The organism is Bacillus cereus G9842, assembly GCF_000021305.1.
In the GTDB taxonomy this organism is placed as follows: domain Bacteria; phylum Bacillota; class Bacilli; order Bacillales; family Bacillaceae_G; genus Bacillus_A; species Bacillus_A thuringiensis_S.
On the sequence record NC_011772.1, the window covers coordinates 448,920 to 468,992 of the forward strand.

Below are 20,073 nucleotides of genomic sequence, written 5' to 3' on the forward strand. Positions count from 1 at the left end.
TGCTCCACTTGAATTTTAAGGTGGGAGTTTTACTGCCCGCAAATAGTGGGCTAAATAACGAAATAATCCCCACCTTATATTTTTAATAAGGTGGGGATTATTATGCTACTCTGCAATTTCCTCATATAAAAAGTACGTTACATTATAAATATGCTCTACTTCATCGTCTGTCATAAACAGTAATTCGTCACGCTCAATCCCTTTCTTCTTTTCAATAAACTCAATCATATTTTTGCGTTCTTCTCTCTTCATCAATTTTATTTCTCCTCTCAATCTGTTTTAATACAGTTTATTTAAGTTACTGCTATTATATAACAGAATCTTTAGAAAGTTCCACCTATTTTATTGTTTTTTTCAAAAGAACTTTTCGACAAAACAAGCCCACCTAAAGGGGGCTTGTTTTATTTTATAGTCGTAAAAACTCAGGCTCCGTCGTACCGGCACCATCGATGTAATAAATTGTGTCGGGATTGATTTTTATCAATACGTAATTAGGGTCTTCAGGACCGAGTAACCAACGTTTTAAGCTATTATTCCAAAACTTGTTTTTTAATGTTGAGTCTTCCTCGATTGAAGCTAATCCTTCAACTTCAATATAATCTTCATCTAATTTTTTTCCTTCTCGTCCGAGTAGTACATGGACATTAGGATTTTGTTCAATATCTGTTATCTTTTTTGATTGTCGATCTGTTGCAACATATAGTACAAAATCTTCATGGAAAAACATCATAAAGGCACTATGCGGTTTCTCGTTACGTACTGTGGATAATACACCGGTACGTTGTCCTTGGATAATAGTTGCAATTTTCTCTTTTAAGTGCATATTCTTTACCTCTTTTCCTAATTTATATTTTCTCTGTTTAAACAAGATAATTTAAATATCTTTCATACTGTTTTCTTCAAGTCGATTTTTTAAACGTAATTGTGATGAAATCGGACAAGTTAGGAGAAGAATAATAATAATATTGAGGAGAAATACATACGATGGAAGGGTGAAAAGCATGTTTAATAAAATATTTCTTATAGTAGCACTTATAGGTGTACCACTATCTGTACTTGGAAAAACACTTCATTGGCCAGAAACAATTATGTTCGCTGTGTATTGTATTACGATTATCGCGTTAGCTGGTTTTATGGGGAGAGCAACAGAGAGTTTAGCAATTGTATCTGGTCCTAGAATAGGCGGATTATTAAATGCTACTTTCGGTAATGCTGTTGAACTTATCATTTCAATTTTTGCACTTCAAGCAGGGTTAATTGAAGTGGTGTTAGCTTCTTTAACGGGTTCTGTACTTGGAAATTTATTATTAGTAGGAGGACTATCCTTCTTTGTAGGTGGACTTAAATATAAAAGGCAAAGCTTTAACGTTTACGATGCAAGGCATAATTCAGCTTTATTAATATTTGCTGTTGTCGTGGCCTTTGTTATTCCAGAGATTTTTTCAATGAAGATGGACGCTGGCAAGACGTATCAATTAAGTATAGGTGTTTCTATTATTATGATTATCATGTACATTGCTGCATTACTATTTAAGTTAGTTACGCACCGTGGTGTATATCAACATAAAAGTGACGAAGTAGCGCATGAAGAAGAGCCAGAGTGGTCGAAAGGGAAGGCACTCCTTATTTTAGCGATAGCAACACTGGCGGTAGCTTATGTATCAGAGGCGCTCGTGCATACTTTTGAAACTGTTGCAAAATCATTTGGTTGGTCAGAATTATTTATAGGGGTTATTATCGTTGCAATTGTTGGAAATGCAGCGGAACATGCATCTGCAATTATTATGGCTTATAAAAATAAAGTAAATATTGCAGTCGAAATTGCAATAGGTTCTACATTACAAATCGCCATGTTTGTTGCTCCTGTACTAGTATTGCTATCTATGTTCTTCGCGCAGAGGATGCCTTTAGTATTTACCATACCAGAACTTGTATCTATGATTACAGCCGTTTTCTTAACGATTGCGATTTCAAATGATGGAGATACAAACTGGTTTGAAGGCGGCACTTTACTAGCGGCGTATGTCATTATGGGAATTGGTTTTTATTTATTATGAAAAATAGGCATAACAATTGTGCTCAGAGAAAACAATAAACAAAGTAGTATATATACCTTTACATAGGAAGGAGCCAGACAGGTGAAACGAGTATACAGCATATGTCTTTCAACTATGGTCTCGTTTATTTTATTATTTCCTAACATGAGTTTTGCAAAGACAACAGTAGGAACAAAAATGCCTTCATCTGTTTTAAATATTTCAAAAGACAATACATTTCCAAATGATGCGCAAGATTTGCCACGTTTACAGCCAAGTAAGTTTGCTCAAGAACTATTGAAAACAGCTAATATTAAAATTGAAAATCCAGACTTAATTCGGATGTTTAATGAAACGACAATTTCAAATGCGCCGCTTGCAGTAGGGTACCGGGCAAAAATTTATTTAGGTCAATGGGCTTTACATTATGAATCAGTAGACACATCGATTAATTGGGAATATAAACAAGTGAATCGAAATGTGTATGATAATCGCGGAGGAGACCGTTTATATCCACTTCGCTATAAGCAAGAAACACAAAAGACGGTTGAAGGCGATTTAACAGCAGATATGAAAGATGCTGCAGATGTGAAAAAAATGATGCTTCTCAAAGCGCTTGAAAAAGTACAATTGCCCCTTTCGTTTAAAACAACTATTGGTTATGGTACTGGACATGAGCGTGTGTATAATATTAGTCCGAGTCAACTCGGATATTTATACGCTTATACACCAGCAGTAAATGAAAAGGGAAAAGTAACATTTGGAGAAGTGTATCTTGTATTAAAGGGAAATCAAAAAAGACTTGTTGTGAAAAATATTACTTCTCAAGGAATTGGAGCGGCGATTCCAATTCATGATCATTTATTTTTTAAATTCATTTCTTCTTCCCACTCGCAATAACATAAAAAAACGTCAGCTTATAAGCTGACGTTTTTTTATAATGTAATGTTTGCTGTTTTTGATAAGAAATCATCTGTCGGATAGTAGCTGTTTTTTACAAGAACATTTGGTCCAAGACATTTTACTGCAGGACAGTGACAGCTTAATGATTTTGCTGTTTTTGAAGCACTCCATTTGTCATATGCTTCTTGTAATGTGTTTGTTTGTATGTTTCCTAGAAGTGGAACATCACCAAAGTCCGTCACAATAATATTTCCATCGAAAATATTTACATTTAAACGAGAACGGCCATCTGGATCGTTACGAACGGTTACATTTTTGCTCTCTTGTAATTTTTTAAATGTGGCAATGTCTCGCTCGTCATCGCTACAAGCATAGAAAGGTAAAGTTCCAAATAACATCCATACATTTTCATCGCGAATTTCTAGTAAATGCTCAATCGCATCACGAATTTCAGCTTTTGTTAAAATCTCTAGATTACTCGCGAAGTCACTTGGATACATTGGGTGAACTTCATGACGTTTACAGCCCATCTCTTCGACGATTTGGCGGTGAATATGTTCAATATGTGGTAGAGTTCTTTTGTTTAACATTGTTTCGGCAGATACAAGTACACCTGCATCTGATAGAGCCTTACTATTTGTAATCATTCTTTCGAATAATTTTGCACGTTGTTCGTAAGTAGGTTTACGCTCCATCATTGCAAATCCGCCTTCAACGAAGTCATCAATTGTTCCCCAGTTATGAGAGATATGCAACACGTCTAAATAAGGAATAATTTGTTCGTAACGTGCTAAATCTATAGTTAAGTTAGAGTTGATTTGAGTGCGAACGCCTCGTTCATGGGCGTATTTTAAGAGTGGTGTTACATAGTTGTCGACGGATTTTTTTGAAAGCATAGGTTCTCCGCCAGTAATACTTAAAGAACGTAAATGAGGAATCTCATCTAATCGTTTTAATAAAAGATCCATCGGAAGCGGATTTGGGTCTTTCGGCTGTAACGTGTAACCAACAGCGCAATGCTCACAGCGCATATTGCATAACGTCGTCGTTGTAAATTCAACATTTGTTAATAGTAGTTTGCCGTACTCTTCAAGGTCCATATACGCTTCCCATGGATCGTAAGAAGGAGTAATCGGCTTCATTTTTTGTGATATCGTCATATGAAATACTCCTTTGACTATTGAAATAACAATTTGTCCATTCTCTATAATAGAAGAATATGTGCTTTTTATAAAGTGAAACTTTTTAGCATGAAAAGAGAGAGGGCTTACATTATAGTGGATGACTGTGACAAAATTGGTGAAATTTCATGCCCATAGCAATCATTTTTGCGGTATAATAAAAGCAACTCGAATTAAAAGGAGAGTGCCTTCATGGGAAAAGCAATTCAAGATAAAGATACACAATTAGTATATTTAAAAGAGCGTTTAAATATGTTCATTGAAGTAATTGATACAATTGAACCTGAAGAAGTAGAATTAGAAGATGTAGATCGTCTTCTTGCAATGTTAGATGAATTAGAATTAAAATGTGAGCAATTTAAAAAAGACGAATAATATATTAAAAAGGCTGCCAATTCCAATTTGGTAGCCTTTTTCTGTGCGGATAATAGAAGGACGATAGAAAAAGAGGTATAATCAAGTTGTGAAAAATTTCATTTATGCTTTAATAGCGTGAAACAAATAAAAAGCTAAAGAGCATAACAATGGAATTTTCAGCTCATAACGTTTTGGTAGCGTTCACAATTGAGGGGGAAGTAACAATGGAAAAGCTTCAAGAAAGCATGTATCAACTAATTGTTGAAACGTCAACGAACTTACCGAAAGATGTTCGTCGTGCGATTCAACAAGCGAAAGAGCGAGAAAATGCAGGGACTCGTTCGGCGATGGCACTTGGCACAATTACAAATAATATTAAAATGGCTGATGATAACATCTCACCGATTTGCCAAGATACAGGGATGCCAACATTTAAAATTTATACACCAGTTGGTGTGAATCAATTAAAGTTGAAGGAAGCTATCTATAATGCGCTTGAGCGGGCGACAAAAGATGGTAAACTTCGTCCAAATTCTGTTGACTCTCTTTTTGGAGACAATAGTGGAAATAATTTAGGACCAGGTACACCGGTTATTAAGTTTGAACAATGGGAAAAAGATTATATTGATGCACGTTTAATCCTAAAAGGTGGTGGCTGTGAGAATAAAAATATTCAATATAGCTTACCGTGTGAACTAGAAGGACTTGGACGAGCTGGCCGTGATTTAGAAGGAATTCGTAAATGCCTTCTTCATGCAGTATACCAAGCACAAGGTCAAGGATGTAGTGCTGGTGTAATTGGTGTTGGTATCGGGGGAGACCGCACATCAGGTTATGAATTAGCAAAAAATCAATTATTCCGTACATTAGATGATGTCAATCCAGTACCAGAGTTACAACAACTTGAAGAGTACGTATTAGAAAATGCGAATAAGCTTGGCATTGGTACGATGGGATTTGGTGGAGAAACAACTTTACTGGGCTGTAAAATTGGCGTGTATAACCGCCTGCCAGCTAGCTTCTACGTATCTGTGGCGTATAATTGCTGGGCATATCGCCGCCTAGGTGTAACAATCCATCCTGAAACAGGTGAAATTATGGATTGGTTATATCAAGAAGGTGAAGATACACTTCAGCATGAAGCACAAGAAAAAACAGAGCAACGTGAGATTGTATTACAAGCACCAATTACAGAAGAGCAAATTCGTGGACTTCGCGTTGGTGATGTTGTAACAATTAATGGCATGATGTATACAGGTCGTGACGCAATCCATAAGCATTTAATGGATAATGATTGTCCAGTAGATTTAAATGGACAAATTATTTACCACTGTGGTCCAGTTGTTGTGAAAGATGACAATGACAATTGGCAAATTAAAGCAGCAGGTCCAACGACAAGTATTCGTGAAGAACCGTACCAAGGCGATATTATGAAGAAATTTGGTATTCGCGCTGTTATTGGAAAAGGCGGTATGGGTGCGAAAACATTAGCGGCTTTAGAAGAACACGGTGGCGTGTACTTAAACGCAATCGGCGGTGCCGCGCAATATTATGCTGAATGTATTAAAGAAGTGGAAGATGTTGATTTCTTACAATTTGGTATTCCAGAAGCAATGTGGCATTTACGCATTGAAGGTTTTAAAGCAGTTGTAACGATGGACTCTCATGGTAATAGTTTACATGCAGATGTTGATAAAACATCACTTGAAAAATTAGCGAGCTTTAAAGAGCCGGTATTTAAATAAACAAAAATGCATCTCGAATCTTTCGAGATGAATTTTTTGGTATATATAGAAAAACATGCACAGCATGAAAGTAAGTAAGGAAACAGAAACTACAGGTACGATTATATATGGAAAGGAGACTATTTATGAAATATAAATGGTTATATATCGGTCTCATTTTTTCAATTATGATGGCACTTGTTCCAGTTTCGACATTGGCTTATACAAATACTCCACATAACTGGGGAATCCCGCGTCCTAAAAATGAAACAGTACCAGATGCAGGAAAGTTATATACGGATTTACTGCAAAAAAATGGCGGGTTTTATTTAGGAGATACGAAGAAAAAAGATATTTATTTAACATTTGATAATGGATATGAGAATGGATACACAGGGAAAATCTTAGATGTATTAAAAGAGAAAAAAGTACCAGCAACTTTCTTTGTAACGGGGCATTACATTAAAACACAAAAAGATTTATTGTTAAGAATGAAGGATGAAGGACACATTATTGGAAATCATTCTTGGAGTCATCCTGATTTTACAGCGGTAAATGATGAGAAGCTTCGTGAAGAATTAACGAGTGTAACGGAAGAAATTAAAAAAGTAACTGGGCAAAAAGAAGTGAAATATGTACGTCCTCCGCGCGGCGTATTTAGTGAAAGAACGTTAGCTCTTACGAAAGAAATGGGCTACTATAATGTATTTTGGTCACTTGCATTTTTGGATTGGAAAGTGGATCAGCAAAGAGGATGGCAATATGCGCATAATAATGTTATGACGATGATTCACCCAGGATCTATTTTATTACTTCATGCAATATCAAAAGATAATGCAGAAGCACTTGCGAAAATCATTGATGATTTGCGCGAGAAAGGGTATCATTTTAAAAGTCTAGATGACTTAGTAAAAAGCAATCAACCGTAAGCATGTATGCTTACGGTTTTCTCATGCTATAATGATGTGTAAAAAGGATGGGGAAACGTATGTGGAGCGAACATGTTACGTTAGAGTATCCGTATCATTTTGAAGAAGTATTAAAACGTTTATCTTTTGATCCTCTTAACGTCATTCAATTAGATGAGAAAGTCATTTATATCCCGCTTTGCATAGAAGAGGAACAGGTTGTTGTTCGCTTACAAGGGATTGGTACTGTTCAAAATCCACAGTTTTGGATTTCTAGTCAGACAGGAGATCCGGAGAAAGTCATGAAACGAATGAGGGCCATTTTTCATTGGAATGAACCGTTTCAAGATATACAAAATCATTTTTTAAACACATCATTACGTCCACTATTTGAAACATATGCTTATACTCCAATTATTTTAGAATTTGATTATTTTGCTTGTCTTCTTCGCTGTATCATTCACCAACAAATAAATTTGAAATTTGCTACTGTGTTAACAGAACAATTTGTGAAACGGTATGGAACAGAGAAGAACGGTGTATTCTTTTTCCCCACTCCGGAAATAGTAGCAAATATTTCAATAGAAGAATTGAGAGAGCAGAAGTTTAGTCAGCGAAAGGCTGAATATATAGTAGGATTAGGTCGAAGTATTGTCAGTGGTACATTAAATTTAGCGAGTATAGAAACTGGGACGGAAGAAGAAGTTTCAGCACAATTGTTGCCAATTAGGGGAATTGGTGCATGGACAGTGCAAAACTTTTTAATGTTTGGGATTGGACGGAAAAATATGTTTCCGAAAGCGGACATTGGGATTCAGCGTGCAGTGCAAGGTATATTTCAATTAGATGATAAACCTGATGATGCATTTTTAGAAAAAGTGAAACAAGAGTGTGAACCATACTGCAGTTATGCAGCGTTATATTTATGGAAAAGTATAGAGTAGAGGTGTAATAATGATACAAAAGCAACATGAGAGTAAGTTGGAAGTTGGTCAAACGTTTCCTGTGACAATTAAACGTCTTGGGATTAACGGAGAAGGCGTTGGTTATTTTAAGAGACAAGTTGTTTTCATTCCAGGGGCATTACCAGGAGAAGAAGTTGTTGCAGAAACAACGAAAATTCAGCGTGGCTTCGCTGAAGCGAAAGTGAAAAAAGTTCGTAAAGCTTCACCGCATCGTGTGAAAGCACCGTGTCCAGTATATGAGGAGTGTGGCGGTTGTCAGCTGCAACATTTAGATTATAAAGAACAATTGAATCAAAAGCGTGATATCGTTGTACAAGCATTTGAGAAGTACATGAAAAACAGTATGGAAGAGAAAATTCGTCCAACGCTTGGCATGGAAAATCCATGGCATTACCGTAATAAGAGTCAATTACAAGTGGGGCGTAAAGACGAAAAGGTTATTACAGGGCTATATAAACAAAACTCACATCAGTTAATTGATATTGCTCACTGTATGATTCAACATAAAGCAACGAATGAAGCGACAAAAGTTGTAAGACGTATTTTAGAAAAATTAAATGTTTCTATTTACAATGAGAAAAAACAAAAAGGTTTAGTACGCACAATTGTAACACGTACTGCAGTTCAAACAGGGGAAGTACAAGTTACACTTATTACAACAAAAGAAGAATTACCAAATAAAGAACAATTTGTTGCAGAAGTACAAAAACAGATGCCAGCGGTTAAATCAATTATGCAAAATGTAAACTGGCGTAAAACATCTGTTATTTTTGGAGATAAAACATTTAAATTAGCTGGAAAAGAAGTAATTCAAGAAACACTTGGCGATTTATCATTTGAATTATCAGCACGTGCATTCTTCCAGTTAAATCCAGAACAAACAATTGTTTTATATGATGAAGCGAAAAAAGCAGCTGCGTTAACAGGCGATGAGAAAATTGTAGATGCGTATTGTGGTGTTGGTACAATCGGACTTTGGCTTGCGAACGATGCAGCGGAAGTACGTGGTATGGATGTAATTCCAGAAGCGATTGCAGATGCAAGAAAAAATGCGAAGCGTCACGGATTTACAAATACGAAATATGAAGCAGGTAAAGCTGAACAATGGTTACCGAAATGGGTAAAAGAAGGATGGCGTCCAGATGTAATTGTTGTCGATCCACCACGTACAGGTTGCGATGATAAATTACTGGAAACGATTTTAAAGGTGAAACCGAAACAAGTTGTGTACGTGTCTTGTAATCCTTCTTCATTAGCACGTGATGTACAAGCATTAATGAAGAGTTATGAAGTGGATTATGTGCAACCAGTTGATATGTTCCCGCATACTGCGCATGTAGAAAATGTAGTTAGATTAAAGTTGAAATAAGAAGGATTAAAAATGTTGATGTAGTTAACTACATCAACATTTTTTGTTATGCTGGCAGCTAAATCACGTTACGTAATCAATATACATACTTTCTGTATGAAGTATATGAAATTATTTTCTGCATTTGAAAAGAATTTGTAAAAATATACAGTATTCAGATTGTATAGACCACTTTGTATTAATAAATTACAATATGGATGTAACATAGCAATTTTGCTATAGAAAATAAGCTGAAAAGGGAGAAGATTTATGAAAAAATGGTTGGCATTGTTTGTTTTTGGGATGGTTTCTTTATTTGCAACTTCTGCACATGCGGAATCATATGAAACAACAAAAACATTAAAAGTATATGAAAGTCGTAGTTTTAATTCGCCTGTGAAAAAAGAACTGCAGCCAGGAGAAAGGGTTTATGTTACAAATCAACATCCTAGTGGATGGTGGAAGATAAGTGGTGGATTTATCGCACCAGAGGGCGCTAAAGTAGAAATTAATCGAACTTTTGAAGCTTTTGATTGGATTAATATGGACAGTGCGAAGTACGTATTTGGTCCTCAAACTGTTATTGCACGTGATGGTACACTAAGAGGTGAAATTTTGATTGATACATATTTGGGGCAGAAGTGGACAAGTGTAAATGGAATGCCACAAATAATGAAGCAGAATTTTGCAGCATACAGTAGCCCTGAAGCTAAAAATCCAGATGCTTGGTTCGCTCCACAAACGGTTAATATTTTGCAGACAAAAGAAAACGGTTGGTCTTTAATTAACACGTATTTAGGGCCAAAGTGGATTGTTCGTTATCCACACGTGGAACATATTAATCGTGATTTTTATGCATACAATGAACCTAAGTACATGCATCACGGTGTGAAATTCTCAGCCCAATCTGTAAGAGTACTTCAACAAGGAGAAAATGGTTGGAAGAAAATTAAGGTTGAGGTTGGAGAAAAATGGATTGCACCACAAGGATCTTATTACCATGTCCCAAATGTATTTACGGCATTTGATCAACCTTTCGGTAGAGCAATCGGTACTTTTGCACCACAAACTGTATTTGTAGTTGAAGAATCTACAACATCATTTGGTTGGTTAAAAATTAGAACATACTTAGGAGATTCCTGGATTCGAACGAATCGTAATTAGTAAATAGATTACTTTATTCCTTTTAGAATGAAGTAACAATATGTTATAGTTCCCTCATATGGAAAAGCTGTATGAGGGATTATATTTTTAGCCCATTAAGACAAGGAGAATACGATGAATAATTATAAATTAACGATTCAGTACGATGGTGCACGTTTTAAAGGATGGCAACGTCTTGGTAATAACGATAATACGATTCAAGGAAAAATCGAAAGTGTCATATCTGAAATGATCGGAAAAGAAATTGAAATTATCGGTTGTAGTAGAACAGACGCTGGTGTACATGCTTTGAATCAAGTTGCTAACTTTCAAAGTGATGAGAAGTTAGTGGAACATAAAGTGAAAAAATATTTAAATCAATATTTACCTAATGATATTAGCATTACGAATGTGGAAGAAGTACATGATCGTTTCCATGCTCGTTACAATTCTAAAGCAAAAACATATCTGTATAAAATTTGGAATGAAGAGCATACAAATCCATTTATGCGTAAATACAGCATGCATGTGAATAAAAAATTAAATGTGAAAAGCATGAAAGCAGCTGCAAAACATTTAGTTGGTTCACATGACTTTACTGCTTTTTCAAATGCGAAATCAAAGAAAAAATCTATGGTTCGAGAAGTATATACACTTGATGTGATGGAAGAGGCAGGATTTGTACAAATTAGAGTAAGTGGGAACGGATTCCTTCATAACATGGTAAGAAAAATTGTTGGGGCATTAATTGAAGTTGGATTAGGACAATTAGATGCTGAAGCAATTCCAAACATTTTAGAAGAAAAGCAGCGCAATCAAATTAATTGTCTTGCTGAGGCAAGTGGGTTGTATTTAGAGAATGTTGAGTTTTAATGGCAAATAAAAAAATCGGGCTAAGTAGCTCGATTTTTTTAGTATTACGAAGATTTCTCGTTTTTTATATGTAGCTTCAAATTCCAAAAAGCAGCAAGCATAATAGCTGCAAAGGAGCCCGAAATTGTTCCTAATAGCTTTGCATAAGGAGAGCTGCTTACATCGGAATTAATGAATAACATCATACAGAGCATGGCAGGGAAAAAGTATAAGTATTGTAATAACTTTAATTTTTTATCATTACTCATATATATAACCCCTTTCTAGCATGTTATATGTTCATTGTAACATGTTTTACCAAATTATTTTTTGCATTTGGAGAAATGTTCATTTCATATGTGTAAATGCAGTTTTTTAATTCGATATTGTAAATTTTGTCTACTTAATCCTAAAAATTTTGCAGCTTGTGAGATGTTACCGTGATTCTCTTTAAGAATTTGATTGATGTAGTTTTTTTCCATTTTTTCTATTGTGTGTTTTAAAGTTTTAGGTGCATCAGTATTGTGATTAGTTAGTGTATGCTGCATGTTGAATTCTTTTTTTATTTGTTCGCGAAAGCGAGTAGGAAGATGAAAAGCTGTAATGATGGTTTCATCTTCTATCAAGTTCATGGAACCTTCAATTATATGTTCCAATTCCCGTACGTTTCCAGGCCAATCGTATGCATAGAAAAATTCACTTACATTTACATCTACATCGGTTACGTTGAGCACGAATTGAGTATTATATTTTTTAATAAAGTGCTGAACAAGAGCTGGAATATCTTCTTTTCTTTCCCGTAAAGGCGGAAGACATAAAGTAACGACGCTTAATCGGTAATATAAGTCTTCTCTTAATCGATCATGTGCGATGGCTTCGAAGGGATCTTCATTAATAGTTGCTATAATACGAACATCAATTTCTTTTTCGTGTGTACCTCCGATTCTTCTTATTGTTTTTTCTTGTATAGCCCGTAGCAACTTAGCTTGAAGAATTGGGCTTAATGAATTGATTTCATCTAATAACAAAGTTCCTCCGTTTGATTCTTCGAATAAACCTGGTTTATCTATTGCTCCTGTAAAGGCACCTCGATTTGTACCAAATAATAGGCTTTCCATTAAGGTATCAGGTATAGCGGCACAGTTTTGTGAAATAAAAGGTTTTGTTGAACGCTGACTTTCATTATGGATGCTTTGTGCAAATAGTTCCTTACCAGTACCTGTTTCTCCTACGAGAAGTATGGAGGAAGATGTACGAATTACTCTTTTTCCTTCTGTAATGATGGATTGAATTGCTTCAGAATCACCAATTATGTGATCAAAGGTAAATTTAGTGCTTTGTTTTCGAGAAGGGCCTATTCTTATTGTTTGCTTTAAGTGACTGATCTCTTTTGATATTTCAATGGCACCTTTAATTTTTCCATTTTCTATTATAGGGAAAGTATCGTTAATCGTTGTAATTTCTTGTCCTTTATTGTTAAAATACGTTTGTTTTATATTTTTCTTTGTTTTTCCAAATTTTAATGCCTCTATAAGAGTACTATTTTTATTTTCTTCAAATGCAAATACCTCTAAAGGACTTTTATATAGCACATCTAAGCGATCCATTGATTCAATTTCCATCATTTTGCGGTTATAGACAATCGTTTTACTTTCCTCATTAATAATATGAATCCCGATATCGAGTTCATTGAGTAAAGTTTCATATAGCATATTCATTTCAATGATCTGTTTAAAATTAATGTCTTCTGTACGCATAGATTATCTTCTCCTCATTTCACCCTATGAAGACTGACTTTTTATAATTTTATTAAAATTCTTATAAAACCGCAAAATTTTTTTGCTATTTTCCTTTTAAAACTTCTCAAATGATAGAAAAATTTTGCGGTTGTGCACGCTTTTTTGTGTGAAACTCTCATTTAATATATGAATCAGAGACTTGGTACGTATTTTGCATAAATAATATTCGAAATCTCTAGAGGGGAGAATATGAATTTTTATAGGATATACAACGTTGCGGTGTCAATTAATAAGAGGGGGAATTTATAAAGTGAAGACAGTTATAGAAGGTGTGTATAGTCCTTGTTATGGAAAAGTAGAGAAGTTATTTGTTACGGAAAGTTCTTACGTATACGAGTGGGAGAAATTAGCGTTAATTGAAACAATAGATAAACAGAAAGTAGAAATTAAGATAGGGATCAGTGGTTATATTGAATCATTAGAAGTAGTAGAAGGACAAGCTATTGCTGATCAAAAGTTATTAATAACAGTAAGGGATGACCTTTTAGTAACAGGCAGTGATTAATGTAAGTGACGTGTAATTTTGCTCTTTTAACTCATTATTTTTACGGTGAATAATTTTAAAAACGCTTACATTAAATGGGTTGGCAAAGTGAAAAGGGGGATTTATATGATGGATCAAAACCAAGGATTAAAAAGAGAATTGAAAAGCAGGCACATATTTATGATTGCACTCGGTGGAGTTATTGGTACAGGACTTTTTTTAGGGTCAGGTTATACGATTCATGAAGCTGGACCTGGAGGAGCAATTGTAGCGTATCTTGTCGGTGGATTTGTAATGTATTTAACGATGCTCTGTTTAGGAGAATTAGCTGTTGCGATGCCTGACGCAGGGTCTTATCAAACGTATGCGACAAAGCACATTTCCCCTGCAGCGGGTTATGTAGTGGGATGGATGTCGTGGTTAAACTGGTCTGCTACGATAGGCATTGAATTAATTGCAGTTAGTATTTTGATGAAACGCTGGTTTCCCGATGTACCGTCATGGATTTGGTGTGTAGTGTTCGCAGTACTGCTCTTTGCTATTAATGCGTTATCTTCAAGAAGTTTTGCGGAAGTGGAATTTTGGTTTGCAAGTATTAAAGTAATTACAATTATTGCATTTATTATTTTGGGCGGGGCAGCAATGTTTGGTTTTCTAGATATGAAAGGAAATGAACCAGCGCCAATGTTCTCTAGCTTTACTGATTATGGTGGATTGTTTCCAAATGGATTATCAGCCATTTTAATTACAATGATTGCAGTTAATTTTTCTTTCCAAGGAACAGAATTAGTTGGTATTGCAGCAGGTGAGAGTGAAAATCCAGAGAAAACGATCCCGAAGGCAATTAACAATACAGTTTGGCGTATACTTGTTTTCTTTGTACTATCTATTTTTATTCTTGCTGGACTATTCCCTTGGCAGCAAGCAGGAGTAATAGAAAGTCCATTCGTAGTTGTATTTGATAAAATTGGTATTCCTTATGCAGCAGATATTATAAATTTCGTTATTATTACAGCAGTACTATCCGTTGCGAATTCAGGATTATATGCAACTTCGCGTATGCTATGGTCTATGTCTAATCAAGGAATGATTAGTCCAATTTTTGGCAAGTTATCTAAAAACGGTGTTCCTATTTATGCATTAATCGTAAGCACAATTGTAGGGTGTCTCTCACTACTATCAGGTATTTATGCGGAAGATACAGTTTATTTATGGCTGCTTTCTATCGCTGGGTTCGGAGCGATACTAGTTTGGGCATCTATTGCTTTATCAAATTTATTAGCTAGAAGGTCATACATGAAGCGGGGCGGGGATGTTAAGGACTTGAAATTTAAAACACCATTGTATCCATTTGTACCACTTCTTGCGTTAGTATTAAATTTAACAGTAATCGTTGGCATGGCCTTTATTCCAGAACAAAGAATGGCATTGTATTGTGGTATTCCATTTATGATTGTTTGTTTACTGTTTTATCGTGCTACAAGAAATAAGGGAAGTAATGTGGAGCATATTGAAAAGACAAATACAACGGAAGTAGAGAATTTATAATAGTGATTAATTAGGAGACTGTAAAATTGTAAACAGTCTCTTTTTTTGTGAAAATAAAGCTGGAAACATACTATGTATGCAAAGGGGAATTAGCGATGAATCCAGAAGTTTCGCAGTTGTTAAAACAAATAGATTCAAGGAAAGAGGAATTACTAGAACTTACAAAAACTTTAATTCGTTTTGAAACACCAGCACCACCAGCGAGAAATACAAATGAAGCGCAAGAATTTATTGCAGAGTTTTTAAGAAAACGAAATTTTAGTATTGATAAATGGGATGTATATCGGAATGATCCGAACGTTGTTGGAGTAAAAAAAGGAATAAAAAGTGACTCATATAAAAGTCTTATTATTAATGGGCATATGGATGTAGCTGAAGTTTCAGCAAATGAGGCGTGGGAAACAAATCCATTTAATCCATTTATAAAAGATGGCTGGTTAGTTGGACGTGGCGCAGCAGATATGAAAGGTGGGTTGGCTGGAGCGCTATTTGCCATTCAACTTTTACAAGAAGCTGGTATTGAATTACCTGGAGATTTAACTTTTCAATCAGTAATTGGAGAAGAAGTTGGAGAAGCAGGTACACTTCAATGCTGCAAAAGGGGTTACGATGCTGATTTTGCAGTCGTAGTGGATACGAGTGATTTACATATGCAAGGGCAAGGCGGTGTCATTACTGGATGGATTACAGTGAAAAGTCCGCAAACGTTTCATGATGCAACGCGTAGACAAATGATCCATGCTGGAGGACGTTTATTTGGAGCGAGTGCGATTGAAAAAATGCTGAAAATTGTGCAAAGCTTACAAGAATTAGAGCGCCACTGGGCAGTCATGAAAACATATGAAGGCTATCCATCTGGAACAACAACAATTAATCCAGCTGTTATTGAGGGAGGAAGGCATGCGGCGTTCATTGCGGATGAGTGCCGATTGTGGATAACAGTGCACTTCTATCCGAATGAAACACATGAACAAATAATAAACGAAATTGAAGAGTATATTGGAAAGGTGGCAGCTGCCGATCCATGGTTAAGTGAAAATCCGCCACAATTTAAGTGGGGCGGAGAATCAATGATTGTAGATCGTGGTGAAATTTTTCCTTCTTTAGAAATAGATAGTGAACATACAGCTGTAAAAACGCTTAGCTCAGTACATGAATCAATTCTTTCTAAAAACGCAATTTTAGATATGTCTGCAACGGTAACGGATGGTGGTTGGTTTAGTGAATTTCATATTCCGGCTGTTATTTACGGACCAGGCACATTAGAGGAAGCTCATTCAATAAATGAGAAAGTAGAAGTAGAGCAGTTAATTGAATTTACAAAAGTAATAACAGCATTTATATATGAATGGTGTCATATGAAAAAATAGATTAGTATGTTGAAATAGTACAGGTATGTATACTTGTACTATTTTTTAGTGAACTATTTCAGAGTTAAATAGAAACAACTGAAATAGTTCTTTATTTTGCTATGTCTTTCGTTTCATTTCAAGTAATTTCTCTTTTGCTAATTCAACGGCAATCGCATCATCTAAATAGCCAATTGGAAAGAGATAGTCGGGAATAATATCTGTCGATAAAATGAAATAAAGTAATGCGCTCCCAAGAACTGCACGTTCTTCTTTTGAAATGGTTTCATTGCAAAATTGTTGATACATATCTGTTAATTGTTCAATAAAAGGACCAGCACTATCAATTTGCTCTAATTTGCTTGCGAAACTGTCACGAATACGATTTTCGCCTTCTGTTGTCTGGGCATAGCGTTCGTAATTTTCGAGTTCTTGTTTTACGCGAGTTGTAGTGTAATCGAAATCGAATAAGTTAGAGGATTGTAAAGTTTGCTGAATGGTATCAAGAGATGTGTACATATCCGTTTTTTCTTTATTTATGTGAGGAGAATCAGGGTACATTTCATCAAATAACAATTGGGGTGGAACTTGAAGACATTCTGCAAATTTTTGTAGATGTTTTTGTTTCGGCGGTTGTTTGCCATTAATAATTCTTGAGACCGTTGCAGGATCAATATTTGTAAGTATTCCTAGTTGGCGCATAGATAGGGCGCGTTCTTTTAAAAGTTTTTTTATTAATTTACCAAGCCGATCATTCGGGTTTTCATTAGCCATAGTGTAGGCACTCCTTTTTTAGTGTTGAAAAAATGTTGAGCATTTATTACAAGTATATGAAACAGACAGGCACAGTTGCTCAACATTTTCATAATATGCATTGAAAAGTGAGAAAAAGGGGTGACTATTTATGAGTACGGCAGGCTTATTTTCAATTTTTTTAATCGGGATCGCTTCTAATTTAGATAATGCAGGTGTTGGAATTGCGTATGGCATTCGTAAAATTCGTATTTCGTGGTTTAACAATTTTATCATCGCATTCTTTGGATTTTTATTTACTTTATTAGCGGGATTTTTTGGGAACTGGATTGCGTTATTTATTTCAGAGTTTACAGCAAACTTGATTGGAGCAATCGTTTTAGGGATAATCGGGGTGTTTATTTTATGCCAGCCTTTCTTGAGTCAAAAAAATACAGCAGGTTCTAAAGATGATAATGTACTTATGGGAATTTTACGTGATCCAGAAAAAGCAGATTTCGATGGATCTAAAACAATTAGTTTTTCTGAAGCACTTGTTTTAGGGGTTGCATTGTCTATTAATAATATCGCAGGTGGGTTCGATGCTGGAGTAACAAATTTAAACCTTTGGCTTACAGCGACTATTTCTGGGGTGTTTAGTTTTATTTGCATAAGTGGTTTTGGGTATGTAGGAAAACGATATTTAGCAGAATACTTAGGGAAATGGGCGACGGTTATTGCAGGAGTGTTATTAATTCTTATTGGGATTGATCAGTTGTTGTAAGGAGAGTAGAAAACAAGGTTCGAGTATTTCCTTGGAAATACAGCAAGGGATTGCATATATCGACGTACTTTTCTCCATACTAATACGGATTTCTTTTAAGAAAGGGGGATTTGTATGGGACGCGGGAAAGCATTTGATCATAAGAAAAAAGGGCATGATCATCAACCACCTAAAGGTGCGTTCATTCATAAAGATGTAAATGAACATACTTTGGAAGAGGAAGAGCTACCAGTAAATATTGAGGCGTATAAAAATAGTTTAAAAAAACATTAAAAGCACCTACATAGGTGCTTTTTTTACCGTATATCTTCAATTAATTGTTCGGATTCTTCATGCATACTGTACTCACTTAATACTTGAATGCAAAGCCACTTTAATTCTTCGATCGTATGCTCAAGTTCTTCAGGAAGCACATGGTGAATGTCTTCAAGTCCCATTCCGAAATGAATAAGTTCAAGTACTTGATCATCGATGTTCCGGTCCATTAATAGTTCAAGTACTTCTAAATTGAATATGTATCGGTGAGCTTCGTCGAGTGAAACAACTTTTAGCTTTAAGCTTTCTACAATACTCAATATAAAAAGAAGAATTGTTTTTTCAAGAACAGGTTGTTTTCCCATTTGAAATATTAGTTTCATCTTTCACACCTCCACATATAGCGCTAGGTTGTACTATATTATTCGGGAGGGGGGAGCAAATATGCATAATAAAGAGAAACTTTCAATACCGTTTTTGTATGGATATTGATAACAGATCAAATAAAAAAATCCCGCTATACTAGCAGGATAACTTTCCATTAAAAAATACTCCAGCCTTCTTGAGCAGAAAGAAGTTCAAGAATTTTAAAACCAGCGATACTATTTCCGTTTGCATCTAAAGCTGGCCCGAAAATACCGATTCCCATTTCACCTTTTACGCAGCCGAAAATGCCACCGGCTACACCACTTTTTGCAGGGATACCAACACGGATTGCAAATTCACCAGATTCGTTATACATACCACATGTGACCATAAATGTTTTGCAAATTTTTGTAATATGTTTAGGGATAATCTGTTTCTTTTTATATGGATCATATCCATCCATTGCAAAAATTAAGCCAATACGTGCTAAATCAATACAGTTTACTTCAACTGCACATTGACGAGTGTATAAATCCATAAGTTCTTCGATGTCACAATCGATAATTCCGTTTTGTTTCATATAGTAACAAAGTGAACGATTTAAGTAAGCTGTCTCTAATTCTGAATTGGCAACTTTAGAAGAATAATTAATAGTAGGATTATCTGTTATTTCACGTACAAAATGAAGGATACGCTCCGTTTTTTCCTCGTTATCTTTTCCTGCTAACATGCTTGTAATAGCTAATGCTCCTGCATTAATCATTGGATTAAGGGGTTTGGACGGACTTGTCGTTTCTAACTTAATAATAGAATTAAATGGGTCACCCGTTGGTTCCATTCCAACTTTAGAAAATACATATTCTTCGCCACGGTCTAAAAGGGCAAGGGCAAGTGTAATTACTTTGGAAATACTTTGAAGAGTAAATAGTGTTTGTGAGTTGCCTGCATGGATATATTCTGATTCTTTATGGAAAATGGCAATCCCTAAATCGTCTGGATTTGCATTTCCTAGTTCGGGGATATAAGTAGCAAGTTTTCCTTTTTTTGTATATGGTTTTACTTGTTCTAACAACTGTTGTAAGTTGTTTGTTTCAATGCACTGCATAGTACCAACGCTCCTATTTCGAATTAACTAAGTTTACTTTTCCCGATATGCTCGGAAATAAATAATAACATGAAAAAGTGGAATGATAAAACGAAAGTTACATGTTCTATAGCAGGTCGTTCGTTTCGCGTCCTCTGTATTAAAAAAGGAGAATTTCCCTTTTATATAACAGTTTGGAAATAGGAGATTTATCCATAAAAAATCCAAAAATAAAAACTACACATCTATACAACT

22 protein-coding genes are annotated in these 20,073 nt (G+C 35.3%); 14 read left to right on the forward strand and 8 right to left on the reverse strand.

Annotated elements, in window-relative coordinates; genetic code table 11:
- Positions 1-105 precede the first annotated feature (105 nt).
- Both BCG9842_RS02250 and BCG9842_RS02255 read right to left on the reverse strand, forming a co-directional pair.
- A complete protein-coding gene (locus BCG9842_RS02250) occupies positions 106-252 on the reverse strand; it encodes a BH0509 family protein (RefSeq protein ID WP_000817786.1) in 147 nt (48 codons plus the stop codon).
- Positions 253-406: 154 nt separating this feature from the next.
- Positions 407-823, reverse strand: a complete 417-nt coding sequence (locus BCG9842_RS02255; RefSeq protein WP_000550220.1) for a pyridoxamine 5'-phosphate oxidase family protein — start codon at positions 821-823, stop codon at positions 407-409.
- A 178-nt stretch (positions 824-1,001) separates the two neighbouring features.
- Between BCG9842_RS02255 and cax the strand changes: the two genes are divergently transcribed.
- Positions 1,002-2,057 carry a calcium/proton exchanger gene (cax, locus tag BCG9842_RS02260; protein WP_000482131.1) on the forward strand — a complete coding sequence of 352 codons (1,056 nt, stop codon included), beginning with the start codon at positions 1,002-1,004 and terminating at the stop codon, positions 2,055-2,057.
- Between the two features lie 81 nt (positions 2,058-2,138).
- Positions 2,139-2,936, forward strand: a complete 798-nt coding sequence (locus BCG9842_RS02265) for a YfkD famly protein (protein ID WP_002083605.1) — start codon at positions 2,139-2,141, stop codon at positions 2,934-2,936.
- 35 nt (positions 2,937-2,971) lie between these two features.
- On the opposite strand, the gene yfkAB is transcribed toward BCG9842_RS02265, so the two are convergent.
- Positions 2,972-4,099, reverse strand: coding sequence for a radical SAM/CxCxxxxC motif protein YfkAB (yfkAB, locus tag BCG9842_RS02270; protein WP_000156021.1), 1,128 nt, complete (start codon positions 4,097-4,099; stop codon positions 2,972-2,974).
- Positions 4,100-4,312: 213 nt separating this feature from the next.
- On the opposite strand from yfkAB, the gene BCG9842_RS02275 reads away from it, so the two are divergent.
- The 7 genes from BCG9842_RS02275 (at position 4,313) to truA (ending at position 11,438) form a co-directional block, all read left to right on the forward strand.
- A complete protein-coding gene (locus BCG9842_RS02275) occupies positions 4,313-4,495 on the forward strand; it encodes an SE1561 family protein (RefSeq protein WP_000513558.1) in 183 nt (60 codons plus the stop codon).
- A 206-nt stretch (positions 4,496-4,701) separates the two neighbouring features.
- Positions 4,702-6,222 (forward strand): class I fumarate hydratase, encoded by a 1,521-nt coding sequence (gene fumA / locus BCG9842_RS02280; RefSeq protein WP_000413529.1) that lies wholly within the window; start codon positions 4,702-4,704, stop codon positions 6,220-6,222.
- A 125-nt stretch (positions 6,223-6,347) separates the two neighbouring features.
- Positions 6,348-7,130, forward strand: coding sequence for a delta-lactam-biosynthetic de-N-acetylase (pdaA, locus tag BCG9842_RS02285; RefSeq protein WP_000875970.1), 783 nt, complete (start codon positions 6,348-6,350; stop codon positions 7,128-7,130).
- Positions 7,131-7,189: 59 nt separating this feature from the next.
- The gene (locus BCG9842_RS02290; RefSeq protein ID WP_000269427.1) at positions 7,190-8,053 is read left to right on the forward strand and encodes a DNA-3-methyladenine glycosylase family protein; all 864 of its coding nucleotides are present in this window, start codon (positions 7,190-7,192) and stop codon (positions 8,051-8,053) included.
- 10 nt (positions 8,054-8,063) lie between these two features.
- Positions 8,064-9,443 (forward strand): 23S rRNA (uracil(1939)-C(5))-methyltransferase RlmD, encoded by a 1,380-nt coding sequence (gene rlmD, locus BCG9842_RS02295; RefSeq protein WP_000615210.1) that lies wholly within the window; start codon positions 8,064-8,066, stop codon positions 9,441-9,443.
- A gap of 249 nt (positions 9,444-9,692) precedes the next feature.
- A complete protein-coding gene (locus BCG9842_RS02300) occupies positions 9,693-10,586 on the forward strand; it encodes a hypothetical protein (RefSeq protein WP_000758929.1) in 894 nt (297 codons plus the stop codon).
- A 114-nt stretch (positions 10,587-10,700) separates the two neighbouring features.
- Positions 10,701-11,438 carry a tRNA pseudouridine(38-40) synthase TruA gene (gene truA, locus BCG9842_RS02305; RefSeq protein WP_001067298.1) on the forward strand — a complete coding sequence of 246 codons (738 nt, stop codon included), beginning with the start codon at positions 10,701-10,703 and terminating at the stop codon, positions 11,436-11,438.
- Between the two features lie 44 nt (positions 11,439-11,482).
- Here truA and BCG9842_RS02310 read toward each other — a convergent pair whose 3' ends face one another.
- The gene (locus tag BCG9842_RS02310) at positions 11,483-11,686 is read right to left on the reverse strand and encodes a hypothetical protein (protein ID WP_000063865.1); all 204 of its coding nucleotides are present in this window, start codon (positions 11,684-11,686) and stop codon (positions 11,483-11,485) included.
- 84 nt (positions 11,687-11,770) lie between these two features.
- Positions 11,771-13,174 carry a sigma-54 interaction domain-containing protein gene (locus BCG9842_RS02315; protein WP_001258425.1) on the reverse strand — a complete coding sequence of 468 codons (1,404 nt, stop codon included), beginning with the start codon at positions 13,172-13,174 and terminating at the stop codon, positions 11,771-11,773.
- A 292-nt stretch (positions 13,175-13,466) separates the two neighbouring features.
- On the opposite strand from BCG9842_RS02315, the gene BCG9842_RS02320 reads away from it, so the two are divergent.
- The 3 genes from BCG9842_RS02320 (at position 13,467) to BCG9842_RS02330 (ending at position 16,618) form a co-directional block, all read left to right on the forward strand.
- On the forward strand, positions 13,467-13,721 hold the full coding sequence (locus BCG9842_RS02320) for a biotin/lipoyl-containing protein (protein ID WP_000859489.1): 255 nt from the start codon (positions 13,467-13,469) through the stop codon (positions 13,719-13,721).
- A gap of 105 nt (positions 13,722-13,826) precedes the next feature.
- A complete protein-coding gene (locus BCG9842_RS02325; protein WP_000969252.1) occupies positions 13,827-15,248 on the forward strand; it encodes an amino acid permease in 1,422 nt (473 codons plus the stop codon).
- Positions 15,249-15,343: 95 nt separating this feature from the next.
- On the forward strand, positions 15,344-16,618 hold the full coding sequence (locus BCG9842_RS02330) for an acetylornithine deacetylase (protein WP_001067753.1): 1,275 nt from the start codon (positions 15,344-15,346) through the stop codon (positions 16,616-16,618).
- 99 nt (positions 16,619-16,717) lie between these two features.
- On the opposite strand, the gene BCG9842_RS02335 is transcribed toward BCG9842_RS02330, so the two are convergent.
- A complete protein-coding gene (locus BCG9842_RS02335) occupies positions 16,718-17,371 on the reverse strand; it encodes a DUF1232 domain-containing protein (protein WP_001262777.1) in 654 nt (217 codons plus the stop codon).
- A gap of 130 nt (positions 17,372-17,501) precedes the next feature.
- Here BCG9842_RS02335 and ytaF point away from each other — a divergent pair, with 130 nt between their 5' ends.
- Positions 17,502-18,113, forward strand: coding sequence for a sporulation membrane protein YtaF (ytaF, locus tag BCG9842_RS02340; RefSeq protein ID WP_000100730.1), 612 nt, complete (start codon positions 17,502-17,504; stop codon positions 18,111-18,113).
- A 114-nt stretch (positions 18,114-18,227) separates the two neighbouring features.
- A complete protein-coding gene (locus BCG9842_RS31155; protein ID WP_000532409.1) occupies positions 18,228-18,386 on the forward strand; it encodes a hypothetical protein in 159 nt (52 codons plus the stop codon).
- 23 nt (positions 18,387-18,409) lie between these two features.
- Here BCG9842_RS31155 and BCG9842_RS02345 read toward each other — a convergent pair whose 3' ends face one another.
- Together BCG9842_RS02345 and glsA are read right to left on the reverse strand one after the other, a co-directional pair.
- On the reverse strand, positions 18,410-18,751 hold the full coding sequence (locus tag BCG9842_RS02345; RefSeq protein WP_000766603.1) for a DUF3969 family protein: 342 nt from the start codon (positions 18,749-18,751) through the stop codon (positions 18,410-18,412).
- A gap of 158 nt (positions 18,752-18,909) precedes the next feature.
- Positions 18,910-19,839 carry a glutaminase A gene (gene glsA / locus BCG9842_RS02350; protein WP_001149847.1) on the reverse strand — a complete coding sequence of 310 codons (930 nt, stop codon included), beginning with the start codon at positions 19,837-19,839 and terminating at the stop codon, positions 18,910-18,912.
- Between the last annotated feature and the right edge of the window lie 234 nt (positions 19,840-20,073).

Excerpts from the sequence above, each read along its gene's own strand:
- BCG9842_RS02335 (WP_001262777.1), bottom strand. The coding sequence starts at position 17,371 with ATGGCTAATGAAAACCCGAATGATCGGCTTGGTAAATTAATAAAAAAA.
- cax (WP_000482131.1), top strand. The coding sequence starts at position 1,002 with ATGTTTAATAAAATATTTCTTATAGTAGCACTTATAGGTGTACCACTA.
- BCG9842_RS02330 (WP_001067753.1), top strand. The coding sequence starts at position 15,344 with ATGAATCCAGAAGTTTCGCAGTTGTTAAAACAAATAGATTCAAGGAAA.
- BCG9842_RS02300 (WP_000758929.1), top strand. The coding sequence starts at position 9,693 with ATGAAAAAATGGTTGGCATTGTTTGTTTTTGGGATGGTTTCTTTATTT.
- pdaA (WP_000875970.1), top strand. The coding sequence starts at position 6,348 with ATGAAATATAAATGGTTATATATCGGTCTCATTTTTTCAATTATGATG.
- truA (WP_001067298.1), top strand. The coding sequence starts at position 10,701 with ATGAATAATTATAAATTAACGATTCAGTACGATGGTGCACGTTTTAAA.
- fumA (WP_000413529.1), top strand. The coding sequence starts at position 4,702 with ATGGAAAAGCTTCAAGAAAGCATGTATCAACTAATTGTTGAAACGTCA.
- BCG9842_RS31155 (WP_000532409.1), top strand. The coding sequence starts at position 18,228 with ATGGGACGCGGGAAAGCATTTGATCATAAGAAAAAAGGGCATGATCAT.
- BCG9842_RS02315 (WP_001258425.1), bottom strand. The coding sequence starts at position 13,174 with ATGCGTACAGAAGACATTAATTTTAAACAGATCATTGAAATGAATATG.
- BCG9842_RS02325 (WP_000969252.1), top strand. The coding sequence starts at position 13,827 with ATGATGGATCAAAACCAAGGATTAAAAAGAGAATTGAAAAGCAGGCAC.
- BCG9842_RS02275 (WP_000513558.1), top strand. The coding sequence starts at position 4,313 with ATGGGAAAAGCAATTCAAGATAAAGATACACAATTAGTATATTTAAAA.
- BCG9842_RS02290 (WP_000269427.1), top strand. The coding sequence starts at position 7,190 with ATGTGGAGCGAACATGTTACGTTAGAGTATCCGTATCATTTTGAAGAA.
- BCG9842_RS02345 (WP_000766603.1), bottom strand. The coding sequence starts at position 18,751 with ATGAAACTAATATTTCAAATGGGAAAACAACCTGTTCTTGAAAAAACA.
- BCG9842_RS02250 (WP_000817786.1), bottom strand. The coding sequence starts at position 252 with ATGAAGAGAGAAGAACGCAAAAATATGATTGAGTTTATTGAAAAGAAG.
- BCG9842_RS02310 (WP_000063865.1), bottom strand. The coding sequence starts at position 11,686 with ATGAGTAATGATAAAAAATTAAAGTTATTACAATACTTATACTTTTTC.
- BCG9842_RS02255 (WP_000550220.1), bottom strand. The coding sequence starts at position 823 with ATGCACTTAAAAGAGAAAATTGCAACTATTATCCAAGGACAACGTACC.
- glsA (WP_001149847.1), bottom strand. The coding sequence starts at position 19,839 with ATGCAGTGCATTGAAACAAACAACTTACAACAGTTGTTAGAACAAGTA.
- ytaF (WP_000100730.1), top strand. The coding sequence starts at position 17,502 with ATGAGTACGGCAGGCTTATTTTCAATTTTTTTAATCGGGATCGCTTCT.
- yfkAB (WP_000156021.1), bottom strand. The coding sequence starts at position 4,099 with ATGACGATATCACAAAAAATGAAGCCGATTACTCCTTCTTACGATCCA.
- rlmD (WP_000615210.1), top strand. The coding sequence starts at position 8,064 with ATGATACAAAAGCAACATGAGAGTAAGTTGGAAGTTGGTCAAACGTTT.